At 36.4% G+C, this 19,201-nt stretch carries 18 protein-coding genes; 12 read left to right on the top strand and 6 right to left on the bottom strand.

Features of this window, described 5'->3' with window-relative positions:
• Nucleotides 1-18: 18 nt before the first annotated feature.
• Both ACFQU5_RS11305 and ACFQU5_RS11310 read left to right on the top strand, forming a co-directional pair.
• Complete coding sequence (locus ACFQU5_RS11305) at nt 19-1,023, top strand: acyltransferase family protein (protein ID WP_390287801.1); 1,005 nt, start codon at nt 19-21, stop codon at nt 1,021-1,023.
• 161 nt (nt 1,024-1,184) lie between these two features.
• On the top strand, nt 1,185-1,802 hold the full coding sequence (locus ACFQU5_RS11310) for a CarD family transcriptional regulator (protein ID WP_390287803.1): 618 nt from the start codon (nt 1,185-1,187) through the stop codon (nt 1,800-1,802).
• A 48-nt stretch (nt 1,803-1,850) separates the two neighbouring features.
• On the opposite strand, the gene ACFQU5_RS11315 is transcribed toward ACFQU5_RS11310, so the two are convergent.
• A complete protein-coding gene (locus tag ACFQU5_RS11315) occupies nt 1,851-2,534 on the bottom strand; it encodes a VOC family protein (RefSeq protein ID WP_390287805.1) in 684 nt (227 codons plus the stop codon).
• Between the two features lie 419 nt (nt 2,535-2,953).
• On the opposite strand from ACFQU5_RS11315, the gene ACFQU5_RS11320 reads away from it, so the two are divergent.
• A complete protein-coding gene (locus ACFQU5_RS11320) occupies nt 2,954-3,517 on the top strand; it encodes a DNA-3-methyladenine glycosylase I (RefSeq protein WP_390287807.1) in 564 nt (187 codons plus the stop codon).
• Between the two features lie 387 nt (nt 3,518-3,904).
• On the opposite strand, the gene ACFQU5_RS11325 is transcribed toward ACFQU5_RS11320, so the two are convergent.
• On the bottom strand, nt 3,905-4,450 hold the full coding sequence (locus ACFQU5_RS11325; protein WP_390287809.1) for a metal-dependent hydrolase: 546 nt from the start codon (nt 4,448-4,450) through the stop codon (nt 3,905-3,907).
• 251 nt (nt 4,451-4,701) lie between these two features.
• Here ACFQU5_RS11325 and ACFQU5_RS11330 point away from each other — a divergent pair, with 251 nt between their 5' ends.
• The 3 genes from ACFQU5_RS11330 (at nt 4,702) to ACFQU5_RS11340 (ending at nt 7,095) form a co-directional block, all read left to right on the top strand.
• Nucleotides 4,702-5,484 carry a DUF817 domain-containing protein gene (locus tag ACFQU5_RS11330; protein WP_390287811.1) on the top strand — a complete coding sequence of 261 codons (783 nt, stop codon included), beginning with the start codon at nt 4,702-4,704 and terminating at the stop codon, nt 5,482-5,484.
• 108 nt (nt 5,485-5,592) lie between these two features.
• Nucleotides 5,593-6,195 (top strand): hypothetical protein, encoded by a 603-nt coding sequence (locus tag ACFQU5_RS11335; protein WP_390287813.1) that lies wholly within the window; start codon nt 5,593-5,595, stop codon nt 6,193-6,195.
• Between the two features lie 123 nt (nt 6,196-6,318).
• Nucleotides 6,319-7,095 carry a class I SAM-dependent methyltransferase gene (locus tag ACFQU5_RS11340; protein WP_390287815.1) on the top strand — a complete coding sequence of 259 codons (777 nt, stop codon included), beginning with the start codon at nt 6,319-6,321 and terminating at the stop codon, nt 7,093-7,095.
• Nucleotides 7,096-7,162: 67 nt separating this feature from the next.
• Here the strand turns inward: ACFQU5_RS11340 and ACFQU5_RS11345 are convergent, their stop codons facing one another.
• The 4 genes from ACFQU5_RS11345 to ACFQU5_RS11360 form a co-directional block, all read right to left on the bottom strand.
• Nucleotides 7,163-8,971 carry a prolyl oligopeptidase family serine peptidase gene (locus ACFQU5_RS11345; protein ID WP_390287817.1) on the bottom strand — a complete coding sequence of 603 codons (1,809 nt, stop codon included), beginning with the start codon at nt 8,969-8,971 and terminating at the stop codon, nt 7,163-7,165.
• A gap of 158 nt (nt 8,972-9,129) precedes the next feature.
• Nucleotides 9,130-9,459, bottom strand: a complete 330-nt coding sequence (locus ACFQU5_RS11350) for a hypothetical protein (RefSeq protein WP_390287819.1) — start codon at nt 9,457-9,459, stop codon at nt 9,130-9,132.
• 332 nt (nt 9,460-9,791) lie between these two features.
• The gene (locus ACFQU5_RS11355) at nt 9,792-12,188 is read right to left on the bottom strand and encodes a sensor domain-containing protein (RefSeq protein ID WP_390287821.1); all 2,397 of its coding nucleotides are present in this window, start codon (nt 12,186-12,188) and stop codon (nt 9,792-9,794) included.
• A gap of 12 nt (nt 12,189-12,200) precedes the next feature.
• Nucleotides 12,201-13,379 (bottom strand): beta-ketoacyl synthase N-terminal-like domain-containing protein, encoded by a 1,179-nt coding sequence (locus ACFQU5_RS11360; RefSeq protein WP_390287823.1) that lies wholly within the window; start codon nt 13,377-13,379, stop codon nt 12,201-12,203.
• A 626-nt stretch (nt 13,380-14,005) separates the two neighbouring features.
• Between ACFQU5_RS11360 and ACFQU5_RS11365 the strand changes: the two genes are divergently transcribed.
• The 6 genes from ACFQU5_RS11365 (at nt 14,006) to ACFQU5_RS11390 (ending at nt 19,106) form a co-directional block, all read left to right on the top strand.
• Entirely contained in the window at nt 14,006-14,155 is a 150-nt protein-coding gene (locus tag ACFQU5_RS11365) for a hypothetical protein (RefSeq protein WP_390287825.1), read from the top strand.
• Nucleotides 14,156-14,476: 321 nt separating this feature from the next.
• Nucleotides 14,477-15,607 carry an NADH-dependent flavin oxidoreductase gene (locus ACFQU5_RS11370; protein WP_390287827.1) on the top strand — a complete coding sequence of 377 codons (1,131 nt, stop codon included), beginning with the start codon at nt 14,477-14,479 and terminating at the stop codon, nt 15,605-15,607.
• Nucleotides 15,608-15,655: 48 nt separating this feature from the next.
• Complete coding sequence (locus ACFQU5_RS11375; RefSeq protein WP_390287829.1) at nt 15,656-16,405, top strand: YqjF family protein; 750 nt, start codon at nt 15,656-15,658, stop codon at nt 16,403-16,405.
• 408 nt (nt 16,406-16,813) lie between these two features.
• Nucleotides 16,814-17,371, top strand: coding sequence for an isochorismatase family protein (locus ACFQU5_RS11380; protein WP_390287831.1), 558 nt, complete (start codon nt 16,814-16,816; stop codon nt 17,369-17,371).
• Between the two features lie 64 nt (nt 17,372-17,435).
• The gene (locus ACFQU5_RS11385) at nt 17,436-18,023 is read left to right on the top strand and encodes a nucleotidyltransferase family protein (RefSeq protein ID WP_390287952.1); all 588 of its coding nucleotides are present in this window, start codon (nt 17,436-17,438) and stop codon (nt 18,021-18,023) included.
• A 210-nt stretch (nt 18,024-18,233) separates the two neighbouring features.
• Nucleotides 18,234-19,106 (top strand): YitT family protein, encoded by an 873-nt coding sequence (locus tag ACFQU5_RS11390; RefSeq protein WP_390287833.1) that lies wholly within the window; start codon nt 18,234-18,236, stop codon nt 19,104-19,106.
• The last annotated feature ends 95 nt before the right edge of the window (nt 19,107-19,201 follow it).

Raw genomic sequence — 19,201 nt, forward strand, 5'->3', positions numbered from 1 at the left:
GCTTGAAAGGAAGTCATCATGAATAGAACAGCATATTTTGATAACGCAAAAGCAATATTAATCTACTTAGTCGTATTAGGACATTTAATGTCAGGTTATTTGAAGGAAAACCATTATATAGATACCTTGTATTTAGTCATTTATTTATTTCATATGCCGGCATTTATTTTAATCTCGGGACATTTTTCCAGAACCATTAAAAGCAAGAAAGATTTGAAGAAAATAGGAAAAACATTACTGCTTCCATACATTATTTTCCAGCTCTTGTACACCTTATATTATAAAAATGTTTTTGGTGACAGCGTAGTGTTTGAGATTTTCGAGCCCCGCTATGCATTATGGTTTTTGCTAAGTATGGCGATATGGAAATTTCTTTTATGGGCTTTTAGCGGTCACAAGATCATGGTATTGGTATCGATCGCACTCTCATTGTTTATTGGATACATAAGTGAAGTAAATGAATGGTTATCTCTAGCGAGGACATTTTTCTTCTTCCCGTTCTTTTTACTGGGGTATCACTTGAACCGGGAAAACTTCATGAAACTGAAAAACAAATGGAATATGGGTGTAGCCTATATTATTGGAATAGTGCTCGTAGTATTTGTTAATCAGTTCGGAGATGTACGATGGAAAGAATGGTTCTTCGGGCGAATTCCGTATGAGGATATTAGCTATGGAATAGTAGAATCTGGTGCATTAAGCAGATTAGTCGTATATGGGATTATGTTTATTGCTACCTATATCTTCTTATCGCTAGTTCCTAAAAATACCCAATTTTATACAGACATTGGTGGTAAAACATTGGCAGTATATCTCTTGCACTTATTTATTATCAGAGCTTTTAAAGAAACAACCATTTATGAATGGATCGAAGAAACAGGCAACTATATTGCCCTGTTCGGTATCGCATTTTTCATTGTATATATCTTATCAAGCAAATGGGTATGGAAGATTACTTCGCCACTAATTACTGGTAATATAATAAATTACTCTAAAAAATTCACAACTAAAAATTTAGTTTAAAATTATTTAATCAATTTAGGAGTGTTAACCAATAAAAAAGGTTAACACTTCTTTTAATTACGCTAATCTTTAGAAGATGTTTAACAGTATTATGATATTTGAGATGATAAAATAGTAAGATAGTAGGAACCGTTTAATTTTAGAGGTATTTCGTGTAGTTGATGAATATACTGTCTAATGGAGTTGCGATTGGGATGATCACAACCTTCAAAACATATAAGTTAAAGTCATTGGATAAAAAAGGGCACACGATAAAAATGGTATTTACAAGGGGGAAAACGATGTTCTCAATTGGCGATAAAGTCTTTTATGGTGCACATGGGGTATGCGTAGTTCAAGATATCCAAGAGCTGACATTTTCAGGACAAAAGAAAACGTACTATATATTGCATTCCCATCATGATGTATCCATTAGGTTATATCATCCTGTTGAAGCAAAGGATTCAAAACTATCACAGATTACAACAAAAGAGGCAGCGGAAATTATTTTGGAGACGTTTAAAAATCCACCGGATGTTTGGTATAGCCGAATGAATGAGCGGACGCAACATTATCAAAAAGTAATAGAATCAAAGAATCATATACAGATCGCCCAAATGATTAATACCATTTTAAGAAAAAAATATGAATTAAATAAAGAGGATAAAGATCTGCCCAGCCATGATTTGAAGATTTTAGAACAAGTTACATCACTATTTTCCGAAGAATTGGCACTAAGTTTTAATTTAACGGCTAAACAAGTCATGGAGAAGGTAGAAGAGATAATCTTAGCAAATTAATAATTCGAATAAAACGGGCATTTCTTCAAAGCGAAGAAATGCCCATTTTTAAATTTTTTGGTAATGGAAGATACCATTCTTATCGATTGATAAGTGAAGCTGGTCATTCACAACAATACTAATTCGACTCACCACAGCATTCTTTGTGGAGAAATACCAATTACGCTTTGCCGGTCCCAGCAAGATATAAGCATTACTATTCCATTGCCCCATAAAATTAAGAGAGGTTTCATCTAACTTAGCGTTATTGAGTACAGGAATCTCGAGAGTTAGTAGTTTTTGTCCAACACCCAATAAATCGTCAGTAGTTAAATTGATCTCACCAATACTTAGTATTTCATCTGCCGTGAACTGATCTGCGTGAACTATAGGGTTAATAGATTGACGGGCAATCAATTCAACGACATTTCCTTCTGGATCATAAAAATAGAAGGAATGTGCATCAATACTTTCAAAATACACTTCATCTTGACCTTTGTCTTTTAACAATGAAGTATGACGCTGAATCCATTCCTTTGCTTCCTTAAAAAGGTTGCTTGGGATGTTGAATGCAAAATGATACTGCTTTTGTTCAGTTGGAAGAGCCAATTTAAATGCTAGAACGCTTTCCCCAATCTTGATTTCCAAACCTGTTGTAGATTTCACTAACCTTTGAAATCCCAGCTTGATACAGTAAAATCTCTCCATTCCATCTAAATCGTGAGCATATAAAGTAACTTTATTTATCTTCATGTGGTCACTCTCCAAAACTTATTTGTAACTAGCATATCGCAACTATTAACTTTTGCATTTTGTACAAAAGTCTTAGATTTGAATTGCTGAAAAAACAAATTGGTTCATATTACTATGGTATTATTTAGGATATATAAAAGTGTGTGTGTATATCGAAGTATGAAACTGAATCAGTTCATTATAGTAGTGAAAATATAGAGGACAGGTAATAAAATGGAGGATTTAGGAGTGTTTTAAGATGGGAGACTTATTAGGGCTATTTTGTATTTTTTGCCGTTAATATATAGTAGCAATTATGATTAGATGATTCGTCACATAAAAATAAATAGCAAAATTCAAGTAGAACAAAACAAGGAAATTATTAACCTGCTTCAACAAATAGAAAATAAGAAAGAATGAATGAATGGAGGCTAACTAGGATGAATCGGTGTGGCTGGGTAACAAAAGAGACGTTATATATGGAATATCATGATAAAGAATGGGGCGTTCCCGTTTATGATGATCGGAAGTTGTTTGAAATGCTTTGCTTGGAAGGAGCACAGGCAGGTTTAAGTTGGTGGACGATTTTGCAAAAAAGAGAAAACTATCGGGAAGCCTTCGATCAGTTCGATGCTGAAAAAATTGTTCATTATACTGAAGAAAAATTACAAACCTTGAAGGAAAATACCGGAATTGTCCGAAATAAGTTGAAAATACAAAGTGTTGTAACAAATGCACAAACCTTTTTACGAATTCAAAAGGAATACGGTTCTTTCTCCAATTACATATGGAGTTTTGTTGATCATAAACCTATTATCAATGAATGGAAGTCCATGAAAGAAGTGCCTGTGACAACTGAAATTAGTGATGTAATGAGTAAAAAGCTAAAAAAAGAAGGATTCAAATTTGTTGGGAGTACGATATGTTACTCATACATGCAAGCAGTAGGGATGGTGAACGACCACATCTTACAATGCTTCTGTCATCCATCTCATTCAAAATAAACCGTTCAGGAGTGGGAGTAGTGGGGATATCCTTATACGATTAATTCATTCTATTATGCCGATTTTACTTTTGAAGGGGAATTTGCTTTGCCTAGATTAATATTCTATTTGATAATGATTATTGCCCTTTTTAATGCCGGAATGGTCACGCAAAAGTATATTCAATCAAGGAAAGTCAAAAAGGATGGAGGGTGAAGTGTTTGGTGAAAAACATATTATCGGACATTTAGTGATCATACAAAGGCGTTGATCTAACGATTAAGCGCTTTTTTGTTCTCAAAAATTATAGTCGGTATGATAGTAAACTCTATTTCTGTTTAAACAATCGCTTGAATGATAAGAAGAGTACATTACAGTCTCAAAGCCAAGTGTAATGTACTCTTATTATTAGTTTAAATACTGGAAAGCGACATCTAGAAGCATAAGAGCAATCAAGAGCATACAACCAATATTAGCAATGGTGTCGCCGATGCCACCACCTCTAAAGTTTGCTATGCGAAAGCCTTTCTTAGTGAAAGGATAGAGAAGGGGAATTCCTCTTCTAGTCATCATATCTAGTAGCAAATGACTCCACATCCCTGCACTTAAACCAATGATAAAGGAATCAGATATCACGTGTACCCAGCCAGTCAATTGCATTGAAAAGTAGTAAAGTATGGCTGAAAAAGCAAAGATGACAAGCGGAGTATGGACGACGCTTCGATGTCCGAGTGTCTTACTAATTATAAAAGAAGCAATTTTAAGCTTTCTGCCGATATAGCTATTGCGATGATCGATGTCAGGAAGAAGTGACCCCAATAAAGCCCCACAAACTACCGCCCCAATACTAACGATTGCATCAATCAGTCCGTTTTGTGAGACAGTTGGAACTATATATTTCGATGCAGCTATACCTGCTGTTAAACCACCCATTAAATGTGCAGGTTTATTCATGATGTTGCCTCCTTTTACCCTTACTCTATAAAGGTTTCTATTTATTGTAGTAGAAAAACCGTTTGTTGAAATGAGTTTTGTCGTATTTCCAAAATTGAAAATTTGGAAAAAAGGGCTATGAAGAAAAAAAATCACGTGCGGAACCTTTTTAACAATAACTAAGTCATATTATTCAATAAGAAAATATTGTAAAACGATAAAATGTGGATTGGTAACAGGTTGATTAATTTGAAATATGGAGGCGCATTTTCATGAGAGCGATAAAACAACTCGTCCGCTTTGGATGGGAGCAGGCCCAATCCTGTTTGTTTCCCGTCGTTATTTTTGCATCTTTGGCAATTACCCAAATCCTGCCTCTGCCATTCTTGCCGCGCTATGACTGGTTACTCATTATTTGTCTGCTAATGCAATGGTGGATGGTCAGGTCAGGTCTTGAAACGAGGGATGAATTAAAGGTTATCACTTTGTTTCATCTTATTGGGCTTGCACTAGAGCTTTTCAAGGTGCATATGGGTTCTTGGTCATATCCAGAGGAAGGATATACCAAAATTTTCGGGGTGCCATTGTATAGTGGGTTTATGTATGCAAGTGTAGCTAGTTACCTTTGCCAGGCATGGCGGAGGCTTAAGGTTGAACTCGTTAAGTGGCCACCTTTTTTCATCGTTGTCCCTTTAGCGGCTGCGATTTATTTGAATTTTTTCACACATCATTACTGGATCGACATTCGTTGGTGGCTATCTGGACTTGTGATTATTGTCTTTTGTCGGTCATGGGTTATATACGAACTTAACGGAACGCAATATCGCATGCCAATCGCATTGTCTTTTGTTCTCATTGGATTCTTTATATGGATTGCCGAAAATATCGCGACCTACTTTGGAGCATGGCAATACCCCAATCAAACCGAAGCATGGAGTCTTGTTCATCTAGGGAAGGTGAGCTCATGGCTTTTACTTGTCATTGTCAGCTTCCTTATCGTTGCGACTTTAAAGCTCACTAAAAAGAGGATTCCAAACAAAAACCCACAAATTTAATAAAGATAATTAAGTGTTGACCCGAAAAGGATATATACGCTCTTTTATTGAATGTATTGAAAGTGAAGCTGATTGACTCTAAAGAATATTTGAAAAGAGGTGCTATATATGCTAGAAATACAATTTAACCCTCATGAAAATAAAATGAGTGTTTTCAATTATTCAAACGAAGATTATGGACGCGTGACTATAAGGCATTTCAAAAAAAATGACAAGGAAAAGGGTGGGTTTGGTTGTAGGTTTCTACCAGAAAAAGGGCGGATTCAGTGCAGAGGAAAGTCAATTTCGCAGGGACTTGATGAAGTCGACACGCTAGCCGTAACTTCTAAAGGGATTCTACTCCAACATTTTAGTAGTTTGGATGAGGAAGGGAAATTTACTAAAAGTAAAAATAAAATAATTTCAAAAAGAGAAATTGCCGAATTCGTATTTAAAGATTTATACAGTTTACATAGTCCCAATAGTAGTCTTCTTAAACAGGAAGAGATATTAGGAGAGTTTGTGGCTTTAATCTTTGCTTTTATCGATAAAGAATACCGTGAAAGCGAAGAAAAATGGAATTATGGTCAATATCTATTCGGAAAAAGGGGAGTAGAATTTGAACAATCAGAAGGGACGGAAATACTCCTTGCCAAATGTGTTGTTCTCATCGATTTTTTAAATCTAAGCAAGGAAGAAATGGCAGATTATTTACTGGAGTTTATTTCCTGATAATAGCATTTGGCAAATTCCTAATAATATAAACTTATATGACTTTATAATTTTCCTTATATTTTTCTTATGAGGGTTTTGTCGTAAAATATAACAAAGGGGATATGGAGAGGAGGGTGTAAAATGGGGATTAATTTTCATAGTGAGGAAAATAAAAAATCTTATACAACTAGAATCGCTGACAGCTCATGGAGAGAAGCAATAAAAGACCATGTTCCACTAGAGACGATTTTTAATGCTTTAGATATAGGGTGTGGCGGTGGAATATATAGTAAGGCGCTATCAGATTTGGGAGTGACTCATGTTGTAGGTGTAGATTTCTCGGAGGCGATACTTGAAGGCGCTAGAAAAAACTGTACAGATTACCCCAACATTTCATTTCAGCAAGGGAATGCCGTTTCAACCGGTTTAGAGAGTAACGGTTTTAATTTAGTGCTTGAAAGAGCCTTGATTCATCATTTAAAAGATGTAACTCCCTGTTTCAAAGAAGCATACAGGTTATTGAAGCCTGATGGATATTTTATTGTGCAAGATCGAACACCTGCGGATTGTTTAGTTGCAGGGGATAATAGCCATATAAGAGGTTATTTCTTTGAGCTCTTTCCAAAACTAATTGAAAAAGAAACGAACCGTAGACATAGTAGCCAAACGGTGATTGATGGACTTGCTGAAGTTGGGTTTAAGGATATAAAAGAAGTAAAGCTGTGGGAAATTCGGAATGTTTACTGCAATAAAGAACAAATATTAGAAGATTTGAGGGAAAGAACAGGAAGAAGTATCTTGCATGAATTGGACAATCAAGAATTAGAACAATTAATAAGTCATGTGGATCAGGCCATTTCAATAGAAAATAACCTTGTTGAGATGGATAGATGGACCATCTGGGTTGCTACTAAATAGTGAGTTTTCTAGAAAGATAAGGCCCTTAACGCTAGAGTAACGATAATCTTAGCATTAAGGGCATTTCTTATACTACTGGCTTCACTTCAGCAATATGTTGATTGAAGAATTCAATAATTTTTCCGTAAACAAGAATTTCGTTTTGCTTTTTGGAGAAGCCATGACCTTCATCTTCTAATACAATGTATTCCACTTCGCGCCCTTTTTCCTTCAGTGCAGCAACAATCTGGTCGGATTCCTTTTGCACAACGCGAGGGTCATTTGCTCCTTGAATCACGAGCATAGGTTTTGTCATCCCATCTAAATAAGTAATAGGGGAATCCTTTGTAAGTCTTTCTTTATCTTTTACAGGATCACCAACCCATTGTTCCATATATGGCTTCCAAAACTCTGGCACCGATGCGATAAAGGAGAAGAGATCGCTCGGACCAAAAATGTCCACTACTGCTTTAAAGTACTCTGCATGTCTACCATGGAGCAGAAGGGCCATATACCCACCATAGCTTCCGCCTAGCAGCATAATCTTTTCTCTGTCTGCATAGCCCTTTTCAATTAACCATTCTAAACCTTGGATGTTATCTAGACGAGGACCATGACCCCAGTCTCCTTCAACCAACTTGGAAAACTTGAGTCCATAGTTAGTAGAGCCACGGAAGTTTGGTGCGAATATTGAATATCCACTATAAATAAGAGATTGGAACATCGAACGGAAAGTTTTTCGTTCTAAAGCTTGTGGTCCACCGTGTGGCCAAAGCACAACATGTCCATTTGAATTTTCTTCTTTCGCTCTAAAGAATAGTGCTTCAATTTCCATTCCATCAAAAGAAGGGTAAGTCAACACTTCTGGTTCAACTAGTTCTTCATCACTTACACCTGGAACACGATAATGTGTCAACTCTTCCCAAGTTGTTCCTTTATCCTTTGATATGAAAAGGTTTCCAGGTGTTGTTGCGTTGCGGCCAAGAACGTAAAGGCTGCCACTTGAAGCAACAACTAATTTATCAATCACACTTGTCGGCGTATTTAAAGCTACTAGCTCGCCATTTTCTAGCTTGTATTCATATAAGCGGTCTTCTACACCATAAGATCCTACTAGATAGAGAGAGTTATCTTTCTTGGAATAAGTTAAGTTTGTGAAATCTTCTTTATCAAGCTGTAATTCGATTGAAATTTCCTTTGTTGAAAGGTTGAACTTTGCTAGATAAGTTAAGTCAGCGTTGTAGTCTGTTAAAAAAAAGATTTCTGAATCAGATGTATAGGCAATTCCTGTAACTGTATGCTGTTCTGTCGTTTCTGGAGTCAGCAAGAACTTCTCTTCGCCAATATGGACATAAGCGACGGAGTTAGTATTGCCATATTGCTTGATGGCAACAAAGGATTCTTCGTTTGGGCTCACTGTCTCGATAAATGTTGGTGCTTCTTCACCTTTAAGCAAGAGTTTTTCTTCTCCTGTTTCAATATTATAAACATAGTTATTAAAGTAAGTTGTATTGCCAAAGGTAGTTGCATAGTAGAGTCGTTTTCCATCCTCACTTAAATGTGAGAAGAAATGGCGTTCGCCTTCATGTGTGCGAAGAGGGTAGAATGTGCCACCTTGAGGAGATACCGCATAAATTTGCGCATTTTCATCTCCATCCTGGTCAAAGCCGGCAATAATGAATTCACCTGTTTTAGCATAAGAAAGAAATGCGGCACTTTGATTATTAAAGGTAAGAGGGTAAGGGAATTGATTTGGCAAATCCATTGCCCATAGGTTGAAATGTCCGTTGAGATTAGTACTGAATACTACCTGTTTTTCATCGGAGCTAACCGTGAAATTTGAAACAGTTAATGTTTGAAAAAATTGTTCTACACCAGGCTTAGCAAAATTAATCATAACAACTCTCCAATTCTATTAAGATATAATGATATTAACACAATATTCTGTTTTTTTAAAATAATGAAAAGGATAAATTGATTTTTATTGAGGTGCTAAACGATAGTGATATGAGGGGCATTTTTGTTAGTTATTAACCGCAAAAAAAAACTGAGGCTTTACACCTCAGTTTTTATCCACTCGATTGCAATACTTTTAAGATCTATATCTTCCTCATCATACCGAGAAAGGTGTCTCTTTAGATCGATGTTGCCAAGTTTCGATGCCAATGGGGCCTGTAAGTCACGTCGAAGCCCATCCTTAATGGACATATTCATGCAATCCTTAGCTATTGCTAAGATATCTTCTTCCGTATGACCAGTAGAAGAAGCGAATGAAAATCCAGCATCCATAAGATCAGGGATTCTTATATAAACGTGCAAATCTCCCTCATCTGTTTCATTATCCTCTACCGCAAAAATTACGGGGTATGTATAAATTTTTATCATTTTCATCACCTCAATAACTATAATAATATAGAATTGGCGCTTAGTAGGCTGGTAATTATAGGAGAGAATACCTATTAAGTTGTAGTGAGGTTGGAGCTAACAGGGGAACCTTTTTCAGGGAAGTAGCTTCTATAAATCCGAAATTAAGAATTAGCTGACAATTACCGAAATTTGCGTTAATATCTAGTTTACGTGAACTCACTAGACCTTGATAAAGTCGGAGGCATGTGAGAATAAAAATCTAAAGGCATTCAGAATGATTTCATTCTGAATGCCTTTTAATTTATTATAAAGTTATATTAATTTATAAAGGTTAACTATGCAATAATCATTTATTTAACAGATGCTAGCCATTTCTCTTCGAATTCTCTTGCAGGAAGCGGGCGACTAAAATAATACCCTTGACCGTAATCACAGCCTATTTCTTTCAAGAAGCAAGCTTCTTCCTGACCTTCGACTCCCTCAGCTATAACTCTTAAATCAAGTTGTTTTGCAATTGCAATGATTGTTTTAACAATGGCCTTATTCTCATCATCTTGATTCATGCCAATTACAAAGGATTTATCTATTTTCAAGGAATCCAATGGATACTTATTTAAATAGCTAAGGGATGAGTACCCTGTCCCAAAGTCATCCATTGAGAGGATGACACCCAGTTTTTTTATATTATTCAGCTTTTCTATCATCGAGTATTCATACATTGCAATGCTCTCGGTTATCTCTAGGATAATATTGTTCACATCACTGGCAGCGTCGGCTAAGGCATTTTTTACATCTTCAACAAACAATGGATCAAGTAATTGTCTCACTGAAACATTAATACTTATTTTTAATGGCTTGAATCCTTCACTCAGCCATTTTGCATTTTGCTGAATTGCCGTCTTTAACACCCATTGGCCAATTGGTATGATCATACCAGTTTCTTCTGCAACGGAAATAAATTCATCTGGCGGCACATGTCCTAAAAATTCGTTATTCCACCTTAAAAGAGACTCCATAGCAATAATTTCATTGGTTTTCAGATCGATTAATGGCTGATAGTAAAGTTCGAATTCATCATGCTCTAGTGCTGTTCGTAATTGTTTTTCAATCATCATTTTTCGATAGAATGTGCTTTGCATTTCTGAAGTGAATAATTGATGATTGTTTTTTCCTCTTTCTTTTACATAATACATAGCGGTATCGGCATGTTTTATCAATGTATTCGCATCATCTCCATCATCCGGGAAAATGCTGATACCAATACTTGGGGTGATAAAATACTCGCTTCCATCTATTAAAAACCCTTTTTTAAACTGTTCTAATAATTCATTTGCAAAGTCTTCACTTTCTGTCTTATCGTAATGTGGAAGGAGAATGGTAAATTCATCTCCTCCAAGGCGATAGATGTTGGCAGAATAGTGTCTTGAATTGAGTAAGTTCTCAATTCGGCTTGATACTTCAATTAATAAGCAATCACCAATATCATGCCCAAGTGTATCATTAATATATTTAAAACGGTCTAAATCGAGAAACATAATTGCACTCTGACTTATTCCTGTTTTAGCACTATCTATAAGATTTGTTAAATCCTCGTTGAACTTTCTTCTATTAGGTAACCCAGTTAAAGAATCATGGTAAGCTTGAAACTTGATTTCATCCTCATATTGTTTTCGTTCAGTAATATCCGTTGATACAGCGAGTATTGATGAGCCATCATTAAGATTGATTGGTACTTTGACGGTTTGTACCCAAATCTTCTCACCTGAAGCAGCTGTAACGGATTCTTCCCTAATCAAGACTTTTTCGGTCAACTTGAATAAATCATTCTCTTGATTAAAGGTGTGAATTTCTTCGATCTGATTCTTTCGTAAATCATTGTCGCTCTTTCCAAGCATTTCTTGAATATTCATTCCCATTAACTGTGCATAGGATTGATTCATAAGTGTATAACGACCTTTTTCGTCTTGAGCATAGATATAGTTTGGATTTAAATCAATAACTTGATATAGAAACTTCTTTTGTTCATTTAACTTCTTATTCATCTTATTCATAATTTCTAGATGCATTCTGCTAGTTAGGATCAATATAGAAAGGGCATAGACTAGCAACGCAATTGAACTTGGGTATAATTTTGTTGATGGGAACATATTTAAGGTGCCTATCACATATCCAATTGATGAAAAAATATTAAAATAAACTAGAAAAGAACGTTCACTTTTCTTCTTTACATTCAAACTGATCAATAAACAGGTAGTCACGCTAACTAGGAAGAGGATTATATTGAAATAGAAAGTCCAATAAAGTTCTCCGTAAACTGGGAAGTAGAATGTATTAGAGTCTATCTGTATAAGTTCTAAAGTACTGACTCCGTTATCACTCCAACCTACGATATATACTAGAAAAGCCAATCCATAGAATGCAAGGACAGTAGGAAGATTGACAAAATTTTGCCACTTCTTTTGTAAATGATCCGGCAAAATTTCTTGCACTATTGTATATCCTATATGAAAGATTGCCGGCGTTATCATAATGGAACCAAATCGCAGGAGCTTGAAGAAGAAGGTAATAATCTCTTCACTAAATAATTCATCTGCATATAAAAAGGCAATATCCAGTTGCCAAAATGTTACCATTATAAGAAGTAAAAACAATACTTTTGATAGTTTGTATTTTTTAAATAAAACTAATAGCGTAATCCCAACAAATAGGGGAATAAAAGACAATAAAATTAAAAAAGTAAAAAACATTCAGTGAGCCTCCTATGAATGGGTCAGTAGTAGACAAGCATTATTCCCGCTACTTCCATGAGTAGTAATGCATACGGACTCAACAGCTTGATATCTGGTTTCAAGAACAATTGGAATATCGTTAAAACCAACGCCCTTTGTTTTAATGGTAGGGGGTATAAAACCATACTCCATTGAAAGCAGCGACGAAATAATTTGAATTGCTCCCATCGAACCAAATGAATGTCCAATCATTCCCTTAATAGAAGTAATCGGTACAGTTGAACCAAATGTTTCTTTAAGAATGAAACTTTCAATCCTATCATTTACTTCTAAACCCAGTGCCTGACTGTTTACATAGCTTGGTACAGTATGTCTAATGGCTTCCTGGAAAACTTCAAGCATATGTCTACCTGATGTATCAGAGCTTAGTAGTTTTTGTCCCTCATTCCTCGAGATGACTTGTTCTATTTTCCCGTATATTCTCTGTCTACGTGCTTTTGCTGTTTGACTACGTTCCAGCACAATTACGCCAGCACCCTCCGATAAAACAAAACCACGATGCTCTGTTGAGAAGGGTACACCTGCATTCCCTATAGTTGCATCGATTGATAGTGCTCTTAATTTTTTAAAGCCATTGATTGTCCATTGGCCTATAGGAGCGTCTGAACCACCTACTATGCAAGCATCTACAGTACCACTTTCAAGTAGGAGTTTCCCCATTGAGACTGCATCTAAACTGGCAGTGCAGCCATTTGTTAAAGTAAAGGCTGGCCCGCACAAACCGACCGCTTCTGCCACAGATCCTGAAAGTGTATGTGTATCTGCATATGAAACCCCTTGAATAGGGGTTGTTTTTATATCAAAAAAATCCTTGGAGTATTGTTCGATTTCAAGAATAGCTCCAGCAGATGTTCCCATAATTACTGCAACACGGTGTGGTTCGAAATAATCCAAATTGGACATTTCCGATGCATCTATTGCAGCAGCAATCGCCATTCGAACGGAACGCGAGTGGCGTTTATAATTCTTTCCTTTTATCTCTAGAAAGTTATCCTCGATCAATCCGACAACAATATCAGCATTCGATGAATTTGTTTTGTTTAAAATACTCTGTGTACAAATGCCTTTTTCTAGTACATTTAAAAAACTCAATTTATCTAAAATGCCTGGTGCTTTAATTCCATAACCGGTAATTACGATATCGTCCAATAATACCACCTTCAAAATTCGACATCTTTCTATTATAAACAACAAAACTCGACATAGTCTATATTCAATAGGTCTTAAGTTTAAGAGGGTAATTTAAATGGGATGTCTAGTGCATTAGGCTTGTACTGCTATAAATTAACTATTTGTGAAAATATAATTAAATTTAACGGATATAGCATAAAAATGGTAAATCATCCACTTTTCTTGGCCTAAATGCTTTTCAGAAGACTAATCTACACAGCATTTTGGTTATTTGCTTCAAGGAGGGTTTATGCTTTTTTGTTGAAGTAATTTAATGGTGACTATTTGGATTATGAGATGGAGATGGAAGTGCAAACCAAACAGAACTTAGAAAATACATAAAAATTCGTCCTATAAAAATAGAGGATTATCAAACAATCTTTAAAATGGAGTATGAATGGCAATTTTTGTGAAGCAAATGGGTGGGAGAATAATAGAAGTAAAGATGAATTGTATAGCTGGTGGACTCGTTGTGTAAATAACTTATCTAACAAATTTATTCGACTGGGTATAGAGTATAATGGCAAATTAATTGGCTATGGAGATTTAGCCTGTATAAAAGAAAATACCACAGAAATAGGAATCGCTATCGGGGAGAGTTGCTTATGGGGAAAAGAGATCGGATCCAATTCAACTTTATGTTTGATGGCCCATGTTCTAAAAGAGTTAGGAAATACGGTTTTTTAATGCTGAAACGCATGAAGCCAATATCCGCTCAAGAAGAATGCTGGAAAAATTGGGATATAGGAAATTAGTAGAATTGGTTTGGGATTTTATATGGGCGTCGAGTGCCAGCTCATTCAATACAGACTTTGTATATAGTGTAAATTACTAAAGGTATAGACTTGTAAATAGCTGATAGGAAAGTGCCTTTATGATTGGCGAGCTGCGTGCCTGACCTTTCTTTACTTGGAGTATCTGTATGTTGTTAGACCCACGCCATTAAGCATACTTCCCAAGCATATCATTTACTAAAATTGGGTTTGTTTGTTTAGTATATAAATAAGGTCTATATTTTGGAAGTTAGTATGCGTTTTCTAGATAGATCTGCAGTCAGTTAAGGGGAGGAACAAAACATGAACGAAAGATATGAAAACTTATTAACAACATTTACATTACCGAATGGAGTGGAATTAAAAAATCGACTCGTTATGGCACCTATGACGCACTATTCTTCAAATGTGGATGGTACAGTGACAGATGCGGAAATTAAATACTATTCGCGTCGTTCAAGTGGTGTAAGTATGGTTATTACGGCGTGTACTCATGTTACACCGAATGGCCAAGGTTTTCATGGACAATTTGCATCCCATAGTGATGAGTTTATTCCAAGCCTAAAGCGTGTAGCAACAGCTATAAAAGAACAAGGAGCAAAAGCAGTTTTACAAATCTACCACGGAGGAAAAATGTCGCCTCCTGAGTTAGTTCCAAACGGCGTAATTGTGAGTGCAAGCGATGTGCCGGCAGTAAGTGGAGGAGAAGAAGGGAAAATACCGAAACCTTTAACGGAATCAGAGGCCGAAGAAATCATTGAAGCTTATGGTGAAGCGACTCGCCGAGCCATCCAAGCAGGTTACGATGGTGTTGAAATTCACGGAGCAAATGGCTATTTGATTCAACAATTTTTCTCGGGACATTCCAATAGACGTGACGACCGCTTTGGAGGAAGCTTAGAAAAACGGATGGCTTTTCCATTAGCCGTTGTAGATAAGGTGAAAAGTGTTGTAGAAAAGCACGGTGATGCTTCTTTTATTGTTGGATATCGTTTTTCTCCAGAAGAACCAGAAGAAAAGGGCATTACAATGGGGGATACCCTAACGTTAGTAGATGCTTTAGCTGAGAAAGGCTTGGATTACTTGCATGTTTCATTAGGTGAATTCTTCTCAACTGCTAGAAGAGGTGTTGAAGATCTATCAAAAACACGTATAGAGTATTTACTCGAGAAGATTAATGAGCGTGTCCCACTAATTGGGGTAGGTTCCATTTATAGTGCTGAAGATGCACGTAATGCATTTGCCACAGGTATACCTTTATTAGCCTTAGGTAGAGAATTAATCATCGATCCAGATTGGGTTCAAAAAGTAGCAAGTGGAAAAGAAGATGAAATCGTTACGAAGATTGATAAAGAGAAGCAAGAAGAGTTAGTTGTACCAGATCCACTATGGAACAAGATAGTGAATATACCTGGTTGGTTCCCTGGAATTTAGTTAACACTAGAAATATGACAATTAACTTAGGGTGGTGACACCAAGGAAATGAAAGAGCAAACGTTTGTTAAAGAAGGCAGCTTAACGGAGAAGCGAAAGTTAACTACCAATTTGCCATGGATGATGAAGCAGACTTGGAACGATGTCTTATTTGCACATTATCCAGTATCACGCAAGGTTTTAGAGAAATTGGTGCCAAGTGAGTTGACATTAGATACGTTTTATCAAACGGGCTGGGTTAGTGTTGTGCCGTACTTAACAAGCTCTATGCATTTAAGGGGGTTGCCGCCAGTGCCAGGAATGGCTGCTTTTCCAGGTTTTAATGTCCGAACTTACGTGACTTTAAATGGAAAGCCAGGAGTTTATTTTTTTAGTTTAACGGCCGCAAACTTTCTTGCGGCTTTCTCTGCTAGAACATTTTTCCGTTTACCATATTCCTACATGGATATGCAGCACAAGAAGGCGAAGGAATTAATCATATTCGAGAGTGAAAAAAAGTCAGGTATTCAGTTGCTGTGCAATTATAAGTCGATCTCTACACCATCAAAGGCAGACAAAGGATCATTGGAAGAATGGTTAGTGGAACGATATTGTCTCTATACCGTTAGTAAAAAAGGTGTTCCTTTCCGGGTGGATATTATGCATGAGCCGTGGTTGTTGGAGAAAGCTGATGCTGAATTCCATCGAAATACCTTGTTATCCAGCTTTAACATCGTGCCGGATCATAAAAAACCGATTTTACATTATGCCAAAAAGGCAGTAGTTAGAATCTGGCCAATAGTTCCAGCAAATGAATAAATGGAGGCTGGGACATAACCCGAAAACACCATTTTCCTAAAGTAGGAAAATTGTGTTTTCTTGATATAGCTAAAATTGATTTCCGTTGCGCCGGACGCGCATCCATGGCACGGCTCGACACGAGCGTCTCTCACACGTGCTATTCCCCCAGGAAGCTTCGCTCTGTAGCGAAAGGCATAGCCGTCAGCTACTCTCGCCCCTCCACTCCAATCAATTTATATGTATCAAATTCTTAATATAGATTTTTCCGTCATTCAAAGAATTTTGTAATTCTGTCCCGGCTCTTTTTTATGGAATTCAATAGTAGAGTATTAGGTAGTTTCCAAGAAAACACTGAAGTTTTAAAGGATTTCCAACTGACGTTAAAGAATATATTGGAGTTGAAACTTGCCATTAGGAGGAGATTACTTGAGACAAGCATTATTAGTGATTGATTCACAACAAGCATTAATCGATGGGGACCACGTAGAACCAGGAGTCGTTGAAAAAGAAAGATTAATAACAAATATTAACACAGTTATTCAAAAGGCGTTAGATGAGAATATTTCAATCATATTTGTTAGGGATGTTGATGTTGCAAATGGCGAGGGACCAGGTTTTGAAGTGCACAAGGAGATTAATGTGCCATCGCATGCAGTCACTTTTAACAAGGCTGCAACGAATTCATTTTATGGGACGCCCTTAAACGACTATCTAAAAGAGCAAAAGATTGAACATCTTGTCATGATGGGGTGTAAAACGGAATATTGCCTGGATACAGCTGTAAGAACGGCAACAGTGAATGGATTTGACGTGACACTAGTAGGGGATGGACATTCTACATCTGATTCGGATACATTAACTGGACGACAAATTATCGACCATCATAACCGGACTTTGCATGGGCATTACAATGTGGACAATTTTTCACTTGTACGAAATTCAGCTGAAGATTTGTTTACGCCTACACATAATAATTATCGATAAGCAAGTGTAATCTTTACTAATTAAGCTAAATCCCTACTGCCGATTTGGCAGTTTTTTAATGAGGATGCAAGTACATAAAGGGGCGGAAAAATTGTTGAATGAAAAAAAGATTCTTTCGATCATTCGAGAGGATCCATGGATGATGGAAATCTTGCAAACTGCTAAAACATTGGATTTGCCGGATTGGTGGATATGTGCCGGGTTTGTAAGGTCGAAAATTTGGGATACATTACATGGCTTTAGTAAACGTACACCAATTCCTGATGTGGACGTAATTTACTTTGATCCATCTAATCTTAATGAATTAAAGGAGAAGCAATATGAAGAGCTGCTCAAATCACTTTACCCTAACATTCCTTGGTCCGTAAAAAATGAAGCGAGAATGCATATAAGAAATAACAGTGCCCCTTATAAATCTGCAACTGATGCTATATCAAAATTTCCAGAAACAGCAACTGCATTAGGGATTAAGTTAGATAGCTATGACACTCTTCTTCTAACTGCACCCTGCGGAATTAGCGACGTTGTGAATATGGTGGTTAAGCCGACTCCCTATATATTAGAAGACAATGAGAGAGCAGCAATTTATGAAAAGCGTATTAGTCAAAAGAATTGGAAAGCAACTTGGGAGAAAATTGAGATTCATCATTAATAGCATTAATAATGCTATCTAACTGAATGATGAATCTGTGAAAATTGTAGTATCTATCACCGGTATTGGTGCGCACAATAAAAGTACTTGTATATAACATTTTAGGGCTGCTGTTTTGAGAAGAGGACAAGCTATTATATAATTATATTGGGAAATATAAGTGCAAACTGTACATAACCGAACGAAACTAGATTGGAAAGAGGAAACGAGATGAGCAAAGTGAAAAAGAAAAAGCCTAATCTAGTCAGGATTTTGACTAAATCGATTATGATTATTTTAGGTGGATTAATTGCGGCATATGGATTAGAGGCTGTATTAATTCCAAATGAAGTATCGGACGGTGGAGTAACGGGACTAAGTATCGTTGGCTCAAAATTGTTCGGATTACCTCTAGGGGTTTTAATTGGGATACTGAACATTCCATTTGTATGGTTAGGCTATAAGCAGATTGGGAAAAGCTTTGCCGTTTATTCAGTTGTTGGGATTGCTTCATTGGCAGTCGGGACAGTGCTGATGCATCATATTCCAACCATTATTCATGGGGATACTTTATTAGTCACAGTCGTGGGTGGGATTATCCTTGGATTTGGTATGGGGTTAGCGCTTCGTAATGGCGGTGCGTTAGATGGTATTGATATGTTAGCTGTCTTATTATCAAAAAAATTGCCTTTTGGGACTAGTGATTTAATATTATTTTTAAATTTATTTGTCTTCATTGTTGTATCCACAGTTTTCGGACTACAAGGGGCTTTTCTTTCAGGAATTGCTTACTTTATCGCTTCTAAAGTAATTCATATTGTGGAAGAAGGATTAAGTGGTTCTAAGACATTTAAAATTATTACCTTGGAACCTGAAGTGCTAGTAGAAACGATTCGTGATCGCCTAGGTCGAAGTGCTACTTATAATGAAGCATATGGCGGCTATACAAAGGAAAAGTTCATTGAAGTGACTTGTGTCATTAATCGTTTAGAAGAAAGTAAAATGAAAGAGATTATTCAAGAAATCGACCCTGGTGCTTTTGTTACCGTCTATGACGTAGCGGAAGTAAAAGGCGGTAACTTTAGAAAAAGAGATATTCATTAATTTAGGAAAGTGTTTCTGTAAAAAGAGACGCTTTTTTTATTTCAAAAGGGTTTTTTAATAAAGTAACGAATTTTTTATTAAAGGAATGGGGTGTG

The sequence above is a fragment of the Ureibacillus sp. GCM10028918 genome (genome assembly GCF_042666115.1).
Classification (GTDB): Bacteria; Bacillota; Bacilli; order Bacillales_A; family Planococcaceae; genus Ureibacillus.